The organism is Brevibacillus sp. MCWH (assembly GCF_013096935.1).
Lineage (GTDB): Bacteria > Bacillota > Bacilli > Brevibacillales > Brevibacillaceae > Brevibacillus > Brevibacillus aydinogluensis.
In genome coordinates, this window is sequence record NZ_SDLF01000020.1 from 1 (window position 1) to 16,553 (window position 16,553).

General features: G+C 58.6%; 18 protein-coding genes. 7 read left to right on the forward strand and 11 right to left on the reverse strand.

Translation table 11 applies throughout. The features are described from left to right. Nucleotides 1–159: 159 nt before the first annotated feature. From fabI to ETC00_RS15610, 3 genes are all read right to left on the reverse strand, one after another. Nucleotides 160–933: an enoyl-ACP reductase FabI gene (gene fabI, locus ETC00_RS15600; RefSeq protein WP_171567023.1), complete on the reverse strand. Its 774-nt coding sequence runs from the start codon at nucleotides 931–933 to the stop codon at nucleotides 160–162. A gap of 106 nt (nucleotides 934–1,039) precedes the next feature. Next, entirely contained in the window at nucleotides 1,040–1,207 is a 168-nt protein-coding gene (locus ETC00_RS15605) for a hypothetical protein (protein WP_171567024.1), read from the reverse strand. 72 nt (nucleotides 1,208–1,279) lie between these two features. Then, nucleotides 1,280–2,002, reverse strand: coding sequence for a ZIP family metal transporter (locus tag ETC00_RS15610; RefSeq protein WP_171567026.1), 723 nt, complete (start codon nucleotides 2,000–2,002; stop codon nucleotides 1,280–1,282). 305 nt (nucleotides 2,003–2,307) lie between these two features. On the opposite strand from ETC00_RS15610, the gene ETC00_RS15615 reads away from it, so the two are divergent. The 6 genes from ETC00_RS15615 (at nucleotide 2,308) to ETC00_RS15640 (ending at nucleotide 7,355) form a co-directional block, all read left to right on the forward strand. Then, nucleotides 2,308–2,925 carry a MerR family transcriptional regulator gene (locus ETC00_RS15615; RefSeq protein ID WP_171567028.1) on the forward strand — a complete coding sequence of 206 codons (618 nt, stop codon included), beginning with the start codon at nucleotides 2,308–2,310 and terminating at the stop codon, nucleotides 2,923–2,925. Between the two features lie 707 nt (nucleotides 2,926–3,632). Next, nucleotides 3,633–4,154 (forward strand): ADP-heptose synthase, encoded by a 522-nt coding sequence (locus tag ETC00_RS15620; RefSeq protein WP_171567030.1) that lies wholly within the window; start codon nucleotides 3,633–3,635, stop codon nucleotides 4,152–4,154. Nucleotides 4,155–4,301: 147 nt separating this feature from the next. Further along, nucleotides 4,302–5,729, forward strand: coding sequence for a MocR-like pyridoxine biosynthesis transcription factor PdxR (gene pdxR / locus ETC00_RS15625; protein WP_171567032.1), 1,428 nt, complete (start codon nucleotides 4,302–4,304; stop codon nucleotides 5,727–5,729). Further along, complete coding sequence (locus ETC00_RS15630; protein ID WP_171567034.1) at nucleotides 5,726–6,460, forward strand: AzlC family ABC transporter permease; 735 nt, start codon at nucleotides 5,726–5,728, stop codon at nucleotides 6,458–6,460. Before pdxR ends, ETC00_RS15630 begins: the two co-directional genes overlap by 4 nt. Next, on the forward strand, nucleotides 6,457–6,777 hold the full coding sequence (locus ETC00_RS15635) for an AzlD domain-containing protein (RefSeq protein ID WP_171567036.1): 321 nt from the start codon (nucleotides 6,457–6,459) through the stop codon (nucleotides 6,775–6,777). The genes ETC00_RS15630 and ETC00_RS15635 overlap by 4 nt, the downstream gene beginning before the upstream one ends. Nucleotides 6,778–6,875: 98 nt before the next feature. Continuing rightward, nucleotides 6,876–7,355, forward strand: a complete 480-nt coding sequence (locus ETC00_RS15640; RefSeq protein WP_171567037.1) for a chemotaxis protein CheW — start codon at nucleotides 6,876–6,878, stop codon at nucleotides 7,353–7,355. Nucleotides 7,356–7,499: 144 nt separating this feature from the next. Here ETC00_RS15640 and ETC00_RS15645 read toward each other — a convergent pair whose 3' ends face one another. The 6 genes from ETC00_RS15645 to ETC00_RS15670 all read right to left on the reverse strand — a co-directional run bounded on the left by ETC00_RS15645 (nucleotide 7,500) and on the right by ETC00_RS15670 (nucleotide 13,442). After that, nucleotides 7,500–8,168: a hypothetical protein gene (locus ETC00_RS15645; RefSeq protein WP_171567039.1), complete on the reverse strand. Its 669-nt coding sequence runs from the start codon at nucleotides 8,166–8,168 to the stop codon at nucleotides 7,500–7,502. A 192-nt stretch (nucleotides 8,169–8,360) separates the two neighbouring features. Continuing rightward, complete coding sequence (locus ETC00_RS15650; protein WP_249179048.1) at nucleotides 8,361–8,771, reverse strand: hypothetical protein; 411 nt, start codon at nucleotides 8,769–8,771, stop codon at nucleotides 8,361–8,363. 264 nt (nucleotides 8,772–9,035) lie between these two features. Then, nucleotides 9,036–10,085, reverse strand: coding sequence for a hypothetical protein (locus tag ETC00_RS15655; protein WP_171567042.1), 1,050 nt, complete (start codon nucleotides 10,083–10,085; stop codon nucleotides 9,036–9,038). Continuing rightward, nucleotides 10,082–10,882, reverse strand: a complete 801-nt coding sequence (gene surE, locus ETC00_RS15660) for a 5'/3'-nucleotidase SurE (RefSeq protein ID WP_171567043.1) — start codon at nucleotides 10,880–10,882, stop codon at nucleotides 10,082–10,084. Before surE ends, ETC00_RS15655 begins: the two co-directional genes overlap by 4 nt. Nucleotides 10,883–11,086: 204 nt before the next feature. Then, nucleotides 11,087–11,512, reverse strand: coding sequence for a tellurite resistance TerB family protein (locus tag ETC00_RS15665; protein ID WP_171567045.1), 426 nt, complete (start codon nucleotides 11,510–11,512; stop codon nucleotides 11,087–11,089). Nucleotides 11,513–11,636: 124 nt separating this feature from the next. Then, nucleotides 11,637–13,442: an SgrR family transcriptional regulator gene (locus ETC00_RS15670; protein ID WP_171567046.1), complete on the reverse strand. Its 1,806-nt coding sequence runs from the start codon at nucleotides 13,440–13,442 to the stop codon at nucleotides 11,637–11,639. 124 nt (nucleotides 13,443–13,566) lie between these two features. Here ETC00_RS15670 and ETC00_RS15675 point away from each other — a divergent pair, with 124 nt between their 5' ends. Continuing rightward, nucleotides 13,567–14,802 (forward strand): MDR family MFS transporter, encoded by a 1,236-nt coding sequence (locus ETC00_RS15675; RefSeq protein ID WP_171567048.1) that lies wholly within the window; start codon nucleotides 13,567–13,569, stop codon nucleotides 14,800–14,802. A gap of 10 nt (nucleotides 14,803–14,812) precedes the next feature. Here ETC00_RS15675 and ETC00_RS15680 read toward each other — a convergent pair whose 3' ends face one another. Together ETC00_RS15680 and ETC00_RS15685 are read right to left on the reverse strand one after the other, a co-directional pair. Next, nucleotides 14,813–15,607 carry an ABC transporter ATP-binding protein gene (locus ETC00_RS15680; protein WP_171567050.1) on the reverse strand — a complete coding sequence of 265 codons (795 nt, stop codon included), beginning with the start codon at nucleotides 15,605–15,607 and terminating at the stop codon, nucleotides 14,813–14,815. Further along, nucleotides 15,600–16,532 carry an ABC transporter permease gene (locus ETC00_RS15685; protein ID WP_171567052.1) on the reverse strand — a complete coding sequence of 311 codons (933 nt, stop codon included), beginning with the start codon at nucleotides 16,530–16,532 and terminating at the stop codon, nucleotides 15,600–15,602. The genes ETC00_RS15680 and ETC00_RS15685 overlap by 8 nt, the downstream gene beginning before the upstream one ends. Between the last annotated feature and the right edge of the window lie 21 nt (nucleotides 16,533–16,553).

Sequence of the window (16,553 nt, forward strand, 5' to 3'; positions counted from 1 at the left end):
CATTTTCAACGACAAAGGATAATGCTTGAACTTTTGACCTTTGATAGCCATAAAAAATTCACCCCTTAAAGTAACATCGGTTATCCCAAGGGGTTTTTCCAATGTCTACTTTAAGGGGTGCACTCTAGGCCGTACATGCCGGAGCAGGGGTTTGCGTTTTTATCGTGCGATGATGTTGTAACCGGCATCGACGTGGATGATTTCGCCCGTGATACCGCGGGAGAGATGGCTGAACAGGAAGAGCGCCGTGTCGCCCACCTCGGATTGGTCCACGGTGCGGCGGAGCGGTGCTTTTTCCTCGATTTCCTTCAGCATGCTGTTGAAGTTGCGCACGCCTTTTGCCGCCAGGGTGCGGATCGGTCCGGCGGAAATGGCGTTGACGCGGATGTTGTCTTTGCCGAGGTCGCTCGCCAGATAGCGGACGCAGGCATCCAGCGCCGCTTTGGCAACGCCCATGACGTTGTAGTTGGCAACGACGCGCTCGCCGCCCAGATAGGTCAGGGTGACGATGCTTCCGCCTTCGGTCATCAGCGGACGAGCGGCACGCGTCACCGCAACCAGCGAGTAGGCGCTGATGTCCTGCGCCAGCGCGTAGCCGTCGCGGGACGTGTTGACAAACTCGCCTTCCAGCTCTTCCGTCTTGGCAAACGCGATGCAGTGAGCCAGTCCGTGGATGACGCCCACTTTTTCCTTGATTTGGGCGAACGCAGCTTCCACTTCTTCATCCTTGGTCACGTCGCAGTTAATCAAAATCGGCTCGCCGCCGAGGCTTTGGGCCAGCTGCGCCACGTTTTCCCGCAGCCGCTCCCCCTGATAGGTAAAGATCAGGTTGGCCCCGGCCTTGTGCAGGGACTGGGCAATTCCCCAGGCAATACTGCGGTGGTTGGCCACGCCCATGATAACGAAGTTCTTGTCTTGCAACAATGTATTCATTATGTATCGGCCCCTTTTCAACGTTTTTCCCCTGACATTATAACCGATCTTGTCCTCGGTTACGAGAGTCTGCTGGAAAAACGCGAAACGGGACCGCTTCCATCGGTTATTCTCCCTGCTGCATCGCTTTTGCCAAATCGTCCGCCGGAGCGGCTGCACTGTTGGAAAAGACCCAGGATTCTTCCACCGGATTGAGCGGCGTTCCGTTTGCCGGGAATTCCGCCTGCAGCTGCGCCGGTTCGCCTGCCGGTGTCAAGTCTTCTCTGTTCTCCATGGATGATCGCTCCCTTCCGTCCAGGCTTTTTTGGCCCACAACCATTTTTAGGCTGGCTGGGGAGGCGGCTGTTTATGCATGAACATGCCCACCCGGAAGCCAGACGGCTGTCACGAACAGGTACGCAACCATCCCGGCAAAAAAGTACACCCCCAATACCCGCCGTCCGTTCTGAATCAGCGGCACCAGATGGCTGGCCGAGACGTACAGGAAGACGCCGGTGGTAAGGGCTATCACCACGGAAGACCATCCGTCCGGGAAAATTTGTTCCACCGCCCCTACGCTGAATGCCCCCGCCAGTGTGGAGGCCCCCAGTGCGGCCGTCCCCCAGAACGCTTTCCACTGCGAGCGCGTCGCCGCCAGCACCAGTGAAGCAAAGATCACGCCGTCCGGCACCTTGTGCAGCACCATGGCCAGCAGGACGGAAAACCCGATGCGATGGTCCAGGTGATAGCTGGCGATCAGCGAGACGCCCTCCACGTACGCATGCAGCAGAAATCCGCTGAACAGGCCGATCAGGCGGGAGGAGCCGGCTTTCCGCTCCGCTCCTCCGATCAGCTCCAGCGCGAACAATAACGCAAACCCGAACATCACCAACGGCATGGCCCGCTCGCTTCCCCCTTCCATTGTATGGGGAAGCAAATCCAGCAGGGTAAGCGCCAACAGCAGACCGCCGCCGACGCTGACCATGGCGTACAGCGTCTCTTCCGACCAGGCGCGCAGGCACAGGAGAAGCCCGCCGATGCTGCTTGCGGCCGCTGCCACCGTAAGTATCACGATCAGATCCGGTTGCATGGCACGTCCCCTTTCATCCGGGGTGTCGGACGTGTGTCCCTTCCATTCTACGCGCGTGTCCCGGTCGTTATGCCTTTACCTGCGGCAGTACCCGCTAGAGATTCCCGGGGCAAAACGAAGAGCTGTGCTGCATGGCCCCGTCCTTGCTGCCATGCCCGGCGAACACATGACAAAAATCGCCAACCTGTCCGAATTAGCCGAAACGCCACTTGTTTTTAGAACCTTTGTCGATTCCCTTTTACCCGGAAAAATTGGTGCTATAATGGGGCCACGGGAATTCCTGATGGGATAAGGAGTGATTCGGGATGGATGTACAAGTGTGGATGGCTTCCAAGGAAGTGGCGGATCGGTTGGATGTTCACGTCCGGACGTTGCGAAACTGGTTGGAGATGTTCGTGCCGCCGCAGGAGCGGCAAAAAAATCCTCAGGGTCACTACCTGATCAGTGAAACAGGGTTTTCCTTGCTGAAAGAAGTCAAACAACGCAAGGACGAAGGCAACTACTCCCTGCGTGACATACAGCGTCAGTTGATTGAAGAAGGACGCATTCCGGCGGACATGCTGGCCGAGGAGGAAACGGCCGCCGCTCAGGAACAATCCGTTGTGGTGACCGGGCCAAAAGCAGCCGGCCTTCGCGAGATGGAGCTGACCGTGCAGGAGATGATCGTTCAGTTTCAGCATGAGCTGGCCCAACTGTCGTCATTGAACCAACTGCAGTCCACCATTTTGCAAAAAATCGCCGACATCGAGGAGATGCAAGAGTCGCTGCGGCTGGAGATGCGCCGCGTCACATTTGAAATGGATCTCATGCAGCAGCGCCTGACCCGGCGAAAAGAGCGGTTGGAGCGTCATCAAGCGCGCTGGTCGCTCAATCCGTTCCGCTGGTTTACGCGTTCCGACCGGAGCGCCGCAGCCAAGAACTAGCTGCATGCCCTGCCGTACTGTGTCGTATTCGGCATGACGGCAAAGGCAGACAGAGCGAATCTCCAGACTGGACAAGCCTGCCGTCCTCTGCGTTTCCGGGAAAGCCAACAAGCTGAGACACAAGGGTCTCAGGTCAGCATGCAGACATAGTTCGTGGCACATGGGTGCTCGGGCCCGCTCGCTCTCTTGACGACCAGCAAAGAAGTGGATGATGTCCGCTCCAAAACGCGACGCGGGCAGGGGGCAAACATCTGGGGGTTTCGACGAAGTGAGACTTGTGCCCCCTGTTTTTCCCCGCGTCTAGCGTTTTTCCGCTGAGCCGGTCGTCAAAGGAGCTCGCTTGGCCCATCACTCCATGACAAGTAATTTGTCTTCAGCTTTGGTTAATGAATGTGCAGGCCTTTCGGCCTGGAAACGATGGAAGATCGTTTCCTTGTGAACACTTACCAGATAAATAGTTTGTTTTCAGTCAGATGCTGAGACCCTTGTCTCAGCTTTTTTGTTGCCTTGTGTTTCATCTGGAATGCGGCTGCTTCCTTATGTTTCGATGCTGTTGCCGCCCTGCTGCGCTATTGCGAGCAGCAGGCCGTCAATTTTTTCTCTGCCATGCCTCCCCCTTTACTGTCCAGCAGGTGTGCTCGGCCCTCTCCCCAGGGTTGTTGTCAACTTCCGATTTCAGTATGATGGTTACGAGGAGGGTTGTCGAAATGCCGAAACAATTCGTTATTGAAGCGATCATGCTGGCCATCTACGGGGAATTAATGGCACCGTCGCAACCTGTAGAGTATTACATACCCGCGTCGACAATCTACGAATTGGACGAGTTTTATCATAGCCCGGAACCGATCATGCCGATCCCGGCCGACGATCAGCACGTACGCAAGATCATGAAGGAAATGATTCAGTTCTTCTCCGATCCGTTCAACCGCAAGCGCATGGAAAAGGGCCTGATCGCTCCCTGGTCCATCGTGCCGTTTTCGTTTCCAAACGGCGTGACGCTCAACGTGGTCAAGGTAGACGACAACGCCATGTGGGGAGAACTGTTTGATCCGGTGGAGACCCAACTGCTGCTCACATCGATGCGTTTTGAGATACCGCTGATCACCGACCAGACGGATTACCAGGATCGGATTTTGGAATATGTCGTACCCGTTCAGTTTTACGATGTAGACGACTTTGAATTTGCCCTGGAACAAGGGATCTCGTTGGACGAGCTGCGGGAGCCGTAACCGGCTCCCCCCTTTTTTACGGACGGATTGGCCCCTATGGTCCAGTCCGTCTGTTTGGCTTTTTATTGCCGGAAAATTGGCTCTTTTATTTTATTACGGGAGCCGGTATAGTGGAGAGCAAAGCACAGACTGAAAAGGGGCGGCATCATGGGGCGAAAACCGATTTACACACGTGTGTACAATCAGCTGCGCTATCAAATATTAAGCGGCGAATTGGCAATTGGCTCCCCTTTGCCACCGGAGCGGAAACTGGCCGCGCAGTTGGGGGTGAGCCGCAATACGGTGGTTCGGGCCTATGCCGAACTGGAAGCGGAAGGATTCATCGCCAGCCGGATGGGCAGCGGCCGGTACGTGGAAGTCCTCCCGCCCGCTCCGCGCATCAGGCGGATTGACTGGAACAGCCAGCACGGTTACGAATCGCTGGCCTCCTCCCCGTCGCACATGGCGGAGCTGCTGGAGGTCACCGACCGCTGTCCGAATCCCATCAACTTTGCCCACGGTGACGGGGGCAAGCACACCTTGGCTTCCTCCCGCTTTTCCGACTACGTGAAGGCGACGGCAGAAGAGCTGCCTTCGTATTACTTTACCTCGGTGCAGGGGCTGCCCCAGCTCAGGGAACTGTTGGTGGAGTGGATGGGGATGGAGCAGATCTCATCTCCGGAGCAGGTGACGATTACCAGCGGCTCCCAGGAAGGCTTGTACCTGATCACCACCCTGCTGGCCCGGCCCGGTGACTGCATCGTTACGGAAATGCCCACCTATTTCGGCTCGCTGCAGCTCTTCCAGTCGCTTGGCCTGCAGATCGTGCCGGTGCCGCTGGATGCGGACGGCATGCGCATCGACGTCCTGGAAGGCGTACTGGCCCGCTGCCGGCCGCGCTTTCTCTACACGGTGCCGACGTATCACAATCCGACCGGCCGGACGCTGTCGCTTGAACGCCGCAAGCGGCTCCTGGCGCTGAGCGAACGATACGGCATTCCCATCGTCGAGGACGACGCCTACCGGCACCTGCATCTCGCGGAGGAACCGCCGCCGCCGTTGAAGGCGCTGGATGAGACCGGCAGCGTCATCTACCTGAACACGTTTTCCAAACTGCTGTTCCCCGGCCTGCGCATCGGCTGGGTGGCGGCCAGCCGTCCATTTGTGCGCTTGCTGACCCGGCTGAAGGAATTGTCGATCACCACCAATACGCTGGGACAGCTGGCAGTGGCCGCCTTTCTCCGCGACGGCGCGCTGCTCCCGCACCTGACGGACGCACGCCGCCAATACGCCGAGCAGGCGGCGATCATGGAACGCCATCTGGAACGGCTGCGGCCTCTCGGCATCCGCTGGGAACGGCCGGCCGGCGGGTTTTATTTCTGGCTGTCCCTGCCTGAAGAGATCAACCCCCGCCGGCTGATGACGCTCTGCCGGGAACAGGGGGTTCTGATTGCCTGCGGCGATATGTTTTTGCTGCGGGAGGCAGAACAGCCGTATATCCGCCTTTGCTTTACGCACGAACGGCCGGAACAGATCGACAGGGGGATGGCCATCATCGCCCGTCTGCTGCACGAACAAAAGGAGTTGATGACATGAACACGAGTGAACCCGCAGCGTGGAAGCAGGGTGTGCTGGACGCCCTGCCGATTACGGCCAGCTACGTCTTGTTTGGTGCCATCTTCGGCATGCTCTCCGGTCAGTCCGGCCTGGCCGCCTGGGAAAGCATGGCGATGTCACTATTCGTCTATTCAGGGGCAGCGCAGTTTGCGGCCAGCTCCATGATCGCCGAACACGCTGGCTTTTGGGCAATCATCTTGACGACTTGTCTGTTAAATGCACGCCACTTTTTGATGGGCCTGTCGCTGTCTCCCTACTATCAGCGCTTTTCGCCCGCCCAGGTGAATGCGCTCGCTTTTTTGCTGACCGACGAGCAGTACGCCATTACCCTTAACCGTTTTCGCCGCTATCCGAGCGACACGTCGTACATTCTCGGGGTCGGCCTTTCGCTGTACATTGCCTGGTGCCTGGGCACCTGGCTGGGAACAGTGGCCGGCCAGTGGATACCGGACCCGGCCGCTCTGGGCCTTGGTTTCAGCTTTACCGCGATGTTTGTGGCGCTCGCGTACTACCAGCTCTTGTCCGTTGTCCGCATCCTGACATTTGTGCTCTGCGGGGCGGCCGCCGTCGGGATGACGTTCGTGCTCCCCAACGGGCTGCCCGTTCTGGTCGCGGGCCTGCTCGCCTTTGCCATCGGCTATTTCCTGCCCGCGGCTGAACCGACCGAAACCGCTCAATCGCCGAACGTCAAGGAGGTGGAGTCGACGTGAGCACCCATCCGCTCCTGCTTTTTCTCGTGATGGCGGTGGCCACCTACCTGTCGCGTCGGGCGTTTCTCCGCTTGCCCAGCCGCCACTTTTCCGCCCGGCTGAAGAACGGCCTCAGCTTTATTCCGCTTGGCATCTTTGCCTCGCTCATCTTTCCCTCGCTGTTCGTGGCCGAGGGGCAACTGGCGGTGCAGCCGCTGTTTCTGATCGCCAGCGCGCTCTGCTTGGCCGTGATGGCGGTCAGCCGCAACGTCTTTATCAGCTTTGGCGTCAGCCTGGGACTGGTCGTCCTCGTGTCGCTCGGCGTAATCCCGCTCTGAGAAAACTGGGTAAATATTCCCACTCTCAGCGTTTGTCCATGGTACAATACGGGTAAAGAATGAAAGAATGGGATTGCGTTGCAGGAGGGACATGGGAGATGGAAACGTTGCAACATGTGGACGGTACAGACTGGAAAGCGGAAGGCGATTCCGTCCAATCCATTTTGTTTCAAATGGGGGACGAAACCTACAGCCTGCCGATCTCGCTGGTGCGGGAGATCATCAAGCCGCTGCCGGTAACCCGCTTCCCCAAGTCGCCGCCGTACGTGGAAGGCGTGATTGATCTGAGGGGACGGATTCTGCCAATCATCAACCTGCGCACGATGTTCGGTCTGGAGCCGCTGCCGCTGACGGAAGAGAGCCGGTTTATCGACCTGCAGCTGGAAGGGCTGAATGTGGGGATCGTCGTGGATGCCGTGTCGGAAGTCATCTACCTGTCCCGGCAGGTGATCGAACCGGCTCCCCCGATCGTAGCCGGAGTCGACGGCAAATACTTAAGCGGCATTGCCCGCGTGCAGGACAAGCTGATCATGCTGTTGGACGCGGACGAAATTTTTGCCCAGTGGAAAAAGGCTTGAAACCAAACAACGCCCCTGGTACGAAAAAAGCGTACAGGGGCGTTGTTTAGCTTGCATGCATAATGCTTTGGGACAGACGATGCCGTCTTGCCACGGACACGTTGATTCGTTCCCGGATCGAATAGCGATCGGCGCTCTTTTCCGCTACTCCCGGCCGCCGCTGGCCAGATACGAGTAATTGACCCAGACCATCTCCTCGATCCCGAGAATTTCCTTGAACAGATCGACGGAGTCGTACAGCATGGAGGAGCCGGTCTCCTCGTCCACTTCGGTCAGGAGCTGCAGGTCAAACAGCGAACGAATCTGCTGCACCTGCTTGGGTCCGACAAACCTGCTGAAACACTGGGGACGCACCCGGGTAATGCCTTTGCCCACTTCCCGTCGATACTGGTCGGACCGCACCACGCGATCCAGGATCTCCTCGTACTTTTGCCGCAGGTCGTCGTTTTCGCTGATGGCTTCCTCCACATCCACATGCGGATACAATCGGCCAAACTCCGCTTCCGCCAGCTCCACGTCCAGCGAATAGCTGATCGTGGCCGAGGATACCTCGTACCCGCCGTCAAACAGCCGAAAGCCCCATCCATTTTCTTCGGAGTCGTGAAACCAGAGCAGCGGCACGCAATGGCGGGACAACTGCAGGAGAAACTGCACGGTTTGATGCGTTTCCAGCCATTCGTCCTGCAGGAAAAAGGCGTTCCATTGGTGATTGACGTTTCTGTGGAAGTAAGGCTGACGCGATTTGGGCAGATCAGTCAGCACTTTCGGTTCGTATTTGCGCGGATACAAAATCCCCGTCGTAAACTCACCCATCCGTTTTCCACCGCTTTCTGGCAGGCTCCCCTTTTGGGCACATCGGTGTGAGCCATGGTTCTCCCTACCAGTTTATTCATCAGCCGCTTGTTTTTTGCCGTGATCTTTTATTGCCCGCTGGTGGGGAAAACGGTGTGGGCGGCGACGACCGGCCGCAAAATTCGACCATTGGTGCAGCTCAAGCGGAACTGATCAGGCCGCCATCACCTTTCCGGTCACAATGCCCAGGACCGTGCGGGCGTAGTCGCCCACCAAGCCGGAACCCGGCTTGCTTTCAAAGCGAAGCGTCAACTCCAGATGGCCGACGTGTCCAGCCGGCGGGACAATCCAGGACAATTCCGTTTCACCGGCAAGGATTTCTTCAATCCGCTGCTTCTTGGCTTCGATGTCCAGTTCCGGGTCGTGCGACAGCGAAAATTTCATCGTCACCGCGATCGGCTTGCATGGCCGCGACTCGGTCTGCGTTCCGACCTTGCCGCGGATTACGACCACGCCGGCATCTCCCCACAAGGTGTACTCCAGGATCGCCCGAAAATGCGGATGGACCTGCAGCTCCAGCGCGGGGAAGCCGCCGTCGACGCGCAGTGCAAACCGTTCGGCCAATTGTGCGACCTCCTCCTGAAAACGGCGGGCGCACTCCGAAACCGCCTCAAACACGCAAGGTTGAACAGAGTACATCCTACTCACCCTTCCCGGCAGAATATCTGTCCCTCTAACTTCGCAGCGCCGCTTGTCGTTTCCTTTGTGGAAACCTGACTACTTTACCCATATTTTCCCGAAACGACAAACATACCACTTTACAAGCGTGTTGAACGATCGGACAGGCCTCTTCACTGACGGCCGTGACGGACGGGCGTTTCGCTTTCCCTATCTCAGCTCGTACGGATTGGAAGCGGCAGGCCAGCGGGATGCGAACAAGTGCTGCAACTTTTCCTGCACGGCTTCGTCCAGTTCCAGGTGAAACAGCCGGCCGTTTTCCATACGAATCAGCGGATAGGCGCCCCACTCAAGGGGAACCGCCTCCTCGGTACGGACAAACTCCGGCAGCGCCAAGAGAAACCGGGCAAACGGGTTGGCCTCGTCGGCGGACATGTGCACCACCTCAAACACGTGCGACAAGGAAGGCGTGACGATCAGCCGGAGCATCTCTCCCTGCTCGGCAGCCCACACCGTAAAGGCGGTCTCGCGCACCTCGCTGCGGGCGTGGCGGCGCATGACCCAGACCGCCTGCTGGACAGCACTCATCAACAGGTGCTGGGCCCCTTCGTCTCCGTGCTTCTGGCGCAGGCGGGCGTAGTCGATCAGATAGGCGACGCCCGTCTCTTCCAGCACCTGATCGGGCAGTTCCAGTGCAGAAATGGTCTGCACCGCTTCTTCCTGCACGGCCGCTTCGCTGGGCACGTCTTCCGTCCGCCCTTCGTACAGGGAGCGAATCATCGCTTTCGCCCGCGATGCCTCCTGCGGCGAAAAGGTGATTGCTTCCGTGTAGATATGGGTGAGCAGGCCTGCTTCGTAGGAGAGGTAATGCAGCAGTGTTTGTTCCTGTTCCAGCATGCGAAGGGCCATGTGATGCTCCTCCGGCCGCTTGATGTCAAACGCGAGCGGGAAGCCGAGCGGCTGGATCGGATCATGGAGAGTCCAGATCACTGCGAGCAGCTTGTCGCGGTAGGTCTTGAACTCCACCGAGACGGCGTCCCGGGTCGCTTCGCTGAACGCGTCGACGCTCTCAAACACGAGGTACAGCTCCACGTCGCCTGCCGCGTTGAGACGGGCAAAGTAGGGCAGTCCTTCTTCGCCCGCCAGGCGGTACAAATCGGCAAAGTTGGTCGCATCCAGCACTTCCCCCTGCGTGGCTGCTGTCGGCGACCTCAGCGACGGATCGGGCACGACTTCCGGACGAAACGGCTGTCTTGTCATGATGTGCCCTGACCCCGCTGCTTCAGCAACGGCCACTCGGCCATGTCGGCCAACAGCGAGCGGTCCGTGGCGTCGATATGTACCGGCGTGACCGTTATATAGCCGTTTTTGACCAGATAGTAGTCGTCTGCATCGGACTGCTGCTGGCCATCCGGGTACTCCCGTGTCAGCCAGTATCCCTCGTCCTGCCGATCGAACTTGTCTTCGTAGTGGTGCAGGGCGAGCGCTGCCGGCGCGATTCCTTTTACCTGTTCGGGAGGCAGATGGGGGATGTTGATGTTGAAGAAAACGTCGGCGGGCAGCTTCTTCTCGGCCGCCTGCTCGCAGAACATGTGCAGCAGCGGACGAATCAGCTCGCCCACCTGGCCGAAGTCGTCCTGGGCGTACCAGTTGTCGTAGGAGAGAGCGACGCCGGGAACGCCGAGAATGACCGCTTCCCTTGCCCCGCTGCAGGTGCCCGAGTAGTAGATGTCACGGCCCAGGTTGGTACCGACATTGATGCCGGAAAAGACGATGTCCGGCCTACGCCGGTCTTCAAACAGCAGATGGCAGGCCGCCTTGACGCAGTCGGCCGGGTTGCCGTTGATCGCCCACGCCTTTACCGGCAGACCGTAAAAGGGGTGAGAGACAGGAGCCAGCGCGCTGCGGTAGGTGAGGCCGTGCCCTACCCCGCTCCGTTCTTCCGCCGGAGCCACAACGTAAATCTCCGCATTCTTCAGATCGAGGAGCGCTTCCGCCAGCCGCCTGATGCCCTGCGCTTCAATTCCGTCATCGTTGGTCAACAATATCCGCAACATGTTGTGTCCTCCTTCGTAGTGGCGCCGCCACCTCGAGTATTCTTCCTCGTCAAGCCACATCAAAGTGCCCGCAGGGGAGCTTATTGGCACTGCCTGCTTTTCTCCTTATTGTACCAAAAATGAAAAACGGACCCCAATCCACTGTGAGGTCCGCACATCGTTTTTCAGCTGCACGCGGTTCGCTTTCAGAGCGCCGCCTGCTGCCTAATCGTCGACGATCTTTTTCCAACGCTCCCGCCAGCGGATGCCTTCTTCGATCCACGCTTCCACCTGGGCGATCTTTCCCTCGGGAATCCCCAGCAGGCGAGCGATGCGGCGAATCTCGTTCGTTTCCGCCTGCGACAGCTTGTGGTCGATCAGCGCGATCCGGTACAGCTTGCGCAACAGCATCAGCTTCTCCGCCCGCGTCAGGTCCATCAAGTCAGCCACGATTGTCTCCGGCCGCTTGGGATAATCCATGTCATCCATGAGAATCTGCCGCTCTTTCAGCGTGAAATGCTCCGAATTGACAATCTCCTGAATCCGGGTCAATTCTTTATTGCCTATATATCCGTCGGCATGGCCAACGCAGATCATCAAGCGAATGGACGCAAACAAAATCTGTTTGTCCTTTTCGGTTTTGCTGTACAATCGTTTTTCCTCCCCCGAAACTCACTGCAATGCGCGATATTCACTGCAAATGTGAGAAGCAGTATTTGCCTAATTATACGACGAAAGGGGTAAGCGGTTTCAGACAAAAATGTGACATTTTCTGTCACGCTCGGACAAACATGCGGGAAAAATCTGGCCAACCGTGCGCATTGAGTGAAAGGCCTGACCATCGGGGGTGGGCAAGCAGTTCGATGCGATTCCGGTACAGCGGCAAAAACACCCGCTGCCGAAGCAGCCAGGACACGATCGCCTGCATTTGCCGGCGCCGCTTTTTTTCATCGAAGGTGCGCGCAAGTTCCGCTGATCGGGCGGTCACTTCCCTGACGGCTTCCGGCGGCAGGTGGTGACACGGACTGAATGCCTGGTCGTGCAAAAATTCCAAAAGCGACAGTTCTTCCCGCTCGTCGATGTTGGCGCTGTCCAGCACGAGATCGGCATGCCTGAATGTCTCGGGTCGGGCCATCTCTTCCGGCTCGACGTACACAATCCGAACATCGATGCCATAACGGGCGCAGCGCATCCGAATCCACTCCGCATCCTCGACGTGATCCTGGTCAGGATAGCTGACGAGCCGGAGGGGTTCTTCCCTGTAGCCGCTCGCCTGCAAGCGCCGCAAAATCTCGGCGTCACTCGTCTGCGGGAAACTTCGTACCTTGCGCCTCTCCTGTTCTCCCCAGATGACCGCCGGCTCCCGTAATCCTCCCAGTTCCTCCAGCAGCAGCCGGCAATCCAGGATACGGTCAAGGATCGACCGAAAGGCAGCAGACGTAACCGGCCCAGGCTTGATCATGTTGCACCCGAGGTACTGAAAGCAGCGCTCGCTGCGGGACACCTCCGTCCAGGTCGACCGCGAATCATCCTGTTTTTCCCTTCCCGGGACGTTGGCGAATACGATTTCGGACCATCCGGCTTCCGTTTCGCCCGTCATGTCCGGGACGCACCAGATTTCGATCCGATCCGTAAACGGACGGCCGCCAAAATACGGCTCAAACGCCTCCAGCACCAGCATCGAGTCGTCATTGCGGACCACGCGAAACGGCCCGGTTCCCGATGGCATGCAGCCAAATTGCTCGCCCATCTGCTCCGTGTAGTCAAACGGGACGATGGAAGCAAACTCCTTGCTCAAGGCGTGCAGCAGCAGGCTGTCCGGATGGTGCAGCCTGATCCGCAGTGTGTACGCGTCAACCACGTCCACCGCACGGATCGACCGGACAAGCCATTGGTGCAGGGGAGATTTGTCCCGCAGGCGAAGCAGGGCATACCGCACATCCTCCGCCTCCAGCATTCTGCCGTGGTGAAACCAGACCCCTTTTCGCAGGATAAACGTCCACTCCGTTCCCTGGGGATTCGCCTCCCAGTACAAGGCAAGCCGGGGTTCAAAACGACCTTGCTGTGGATCAAAGTGAACAAGCGTATCAAATACATGTTTGGTCAGATGGGCTTCCGAACGCAGCAGCACGCGGGAGGGGTCCAGCATGGGCAGCGGCCTGCCCTGGGACAGCCGCAGCACGTCCTGTCTGCTTCCCGGACTCCTGCTGACATGCAGGCCAAACTGACTGCTCATCCAGCGCTGAAAACTTTCCTCCAGCTCGCCTAACTCCTCCCGATACCGGGCTACAAACACGCGTGCTCCGCGAATCTCTCCCTGCCGGACCAGTTCCCTGGCGACAGAGAGCGCGGCGTCAGCGGGATGAATGCGAAACGTCAGCACGGACTGATGTCCCCTGCCCTTACCGGGCTGCCAGACAATCCACCCCCGCTGCGCTAACTTTTTTACCGTAGCCGCCGCATTGCGCGGGGTGCAGCACAAGATGGAAGCCGCACAGGCCAGCGAGAGGGTGATGGGCTTGTCGATCGCCGCCTGCGGGCAGCCGGCAAACAGCCGATGATAATGTTCAAACAGGATCATAATCATACACCGCCTCAAAACATGAAAAAACGACGTGTCGTTTTGTACGCTTTTTCTTTCGTTCCCCCCGGCGTACAATCGGGTACAATCCCAATCCCGATACAGAAAGGATACCAGGATAAACATGAAACGAACATCACTTTTCACTCGCTATCCGACCACGGTCTGGGTCCGGCTCTTCGGCGAACTGGTGACGCAGCTCTCTCTCAGCATGATTGCCCCTTTTCTGATCTTGTATCTGAACGAGCAGGCAGGCAGCTCCGTTCCCCTGACCATGCTGGTGATCGGGCTGCAGCCCGCCAGTGAAATCGCGCTGACGCTAATCGCAGGGGGTGTGACGGACCGGTACGGACGCAAATCCGTCATGCTGGTCGCTCTGGGCCTGCAGGCGCTGGCCATGCTGGGAATGGCGTTTGCCCACTCGCTTGCCGCCTTTGCCATCCAGTACATGATAAACGGTGCGGGCCGCTCCCTCTTCATCCCGGCGGCACGCGCCCTCCTGGCTGATACCGTCCCTCACAAGCTCCAGTCGGAAGCGTTCGCCCTGTTGAATACAGCCAGCTATATCGGCGCTGCGGCCGGTCCGCTTGTGGGCGTGCTGATCTATCAAAGCGACCCCAGCCTTGCCTTTCAATTGACGGCGTTTTCGCTGGTCCTCTACGCCGCGTGCGTCTGGTGGAAGATACCGGCGTCTGCGCCAGAAGTGTCGTCGTCGGCACGCACACCATCACCGGCCGCCGCCGGGGACTTGCCTGCTCCCGCCGCCCGGCACAAAATCCGTCCCGCGCTGCACCTGATGCTGTTGGCCATGCCGATCAGCCTGTTCTACGCGCAAACGGAAACCAATCTGCAGCTGCATCTGAAGAATACATTCACCGATTATCTGGAACTGCTGGCCATGCTGGCCTCCACAAAAGCGGCCGCATCCATCTTCCTGGAATTTTGGCTGGTCAAATGGACGCAGCGCGTGTCCCCGCGAATCCTCATCACCGGTTCATACGTCTGCTTTGCCGCGGTCTCCGCAGCCTACGCCCAGTCCGACAGCGCGGCCGTACTGCTCGCCATCCAGCTCGTGCTCATTCTCGGCGAAAGCGTCGGTCTCAATCACCTGCTGACGCTGGTGGCACGGATCGCGCCGCCCTCCATGCGCGGCCGCTATTTTGCCATAACGGGGCTGCACTGGGACATCTCCCGCGCAGCGGGGCCTTATCTGGGCAGTCTAGTCCTGATACATTTCGGCGGCGTATGGCTGTTCGGCGCTTCGGCCGTGCTGCTGCTCATCGGGGCCCTGGCCCAGTACCTGTACCTGCAGCGAATGGAAAAAGCCTCCCCGTCACTTCGGGAAGGCTCAAGCATGTAAACGGTGCGCGTTACGACAGCAGGTAGCGGTCTTCGCTGAACGATTCGCCACGCGCCGCTTCAAACGCCTGCAGCAGGTCCTGCGGCTTCATCTTCCGTTTTTTCTCCTCCGGAATGTCCAGAATGATGCTGCCCTCGTGCATCATCAAGAGACGGTTGCCCATGTTCAGCGCCTGTTCCATGTTATGCGTGACCATGATCGTCGTCAGCTGGTGCTGCTCCACGATCTTGCGGGTCAGCTCGACGATCAGCTGTGCGCGTTTCGGGTCCAGGGCCGCCGTGTGTTCGTCCAACAGCAGGATTTTCGGCTCCGTAAACGTCGCCATTAACAGGCTGAGCGCCTGGCGCTGGCCCCCGGAGAGGAAGCCCACCTTGGTCTTCAAACGGTTCTCCAGCCCCTGGTCGAGCTGTTTCAAGTGCTCGCGGAACAGCTCCCGCTTGCGGTTGGTAACGCCAAACGACAGTGTACGCCGCCGGCCGCGGCCGTAGGCGATGGCCAGGTTTTCCTCGATGGTCATGTTGGGTGCCGTGCCCGCCATCGGGTCTTGGAACACGCGGCCGACAAAGGTGGCACGCTGGTGCTCACCCAGCCGGGTGACGTCCTTGCCGTCAATCGTCACGGTGCCCTTGTCGGGAATCAATCCGCCGGAAATAATGTTCATCAGCGTCGATTTCCCGGCCCCGTTGCTGCCGATTACGGTGACAAAATCGCCGGGGGCGACGTGCAGGTTGATTTCCCGTAACGCCACCTTCTCGTTGACAGTTCCCTCGTTGAATACTTTGCGTACGCCGGAAATCCTAAGCATCGCCGTTCCCCCCTTTCACCGCACGGAACCCTTGTCTTTTCCACACGCCTTTGGCAAACGTCGGCACCGTCAGGGCGATGATCACGATCAGCGCGGTAATCAGCTTCATGTCGGACGGATTGAGCCCTTTGTTCAGCGCCAGGGCAATCACCAGCCGGTAGACCAGCGAGCCGCCGATGACGGCGATGGTCGCCCGGACAATGGAGGAGCTGCCAAACAACACTTCCCCGACAATAACGGAGGCCAGACCGATCACAATCATCCCGATCCCCATGCCCACGTCGGCAAAGCCCTGGTACTGCGCGACCAAGGCGCCGGAGACGGCCACCAGCGCGTTGGACAAGGCCAGGCCGATGATCGTGGTCGTGTCGGTGTTGATGCCGAAACTGCGGATCATCTTCGGATTGTCGCCCGTCGCCCTCAGATCGAGGCCAAGGTCGGTGTGCAGGAACCAATCAATCAGTGCTTTCAGCAGCAGAATACCAATGAAAAATACAATTGCCACACCGGTCAACAGCACCTCCCCGCCCACGGTCACATTGGGGACACCGAGGTTTTTGACAAACGTGTAAAGCGTTTCCTCGCGAAGAAGCGGCAGGTTGGCTTTCTCCATGATGCGCAGGTTGATCGAGTACAGCGCGATCATCGTCAAAATCCCGGCCAAGAGTCCATTGATTTTCCCCTTGGTGTGCAAAAGTCCCGTAAACACTCCCGCCGCTGCGCCGGCGACAAAGGCCGCCAGGGTGGCGAGAAACGGATTCGTGCCGTCAATGATCAGCTTGGCTGCCAGCGCACCGCCCAGCGCAAAGCTGCCGTCCACGGTCAGGTCAGGAAAATTCAAGATGCGAAAGGTCAGATACACGCCCAGGGCCATGATCGCAAACAGCAAGCCCTGTTCGATTGCTCCGAGATATGCCAGGTTCATAGCGTCCTCCTGTTGCTGCGA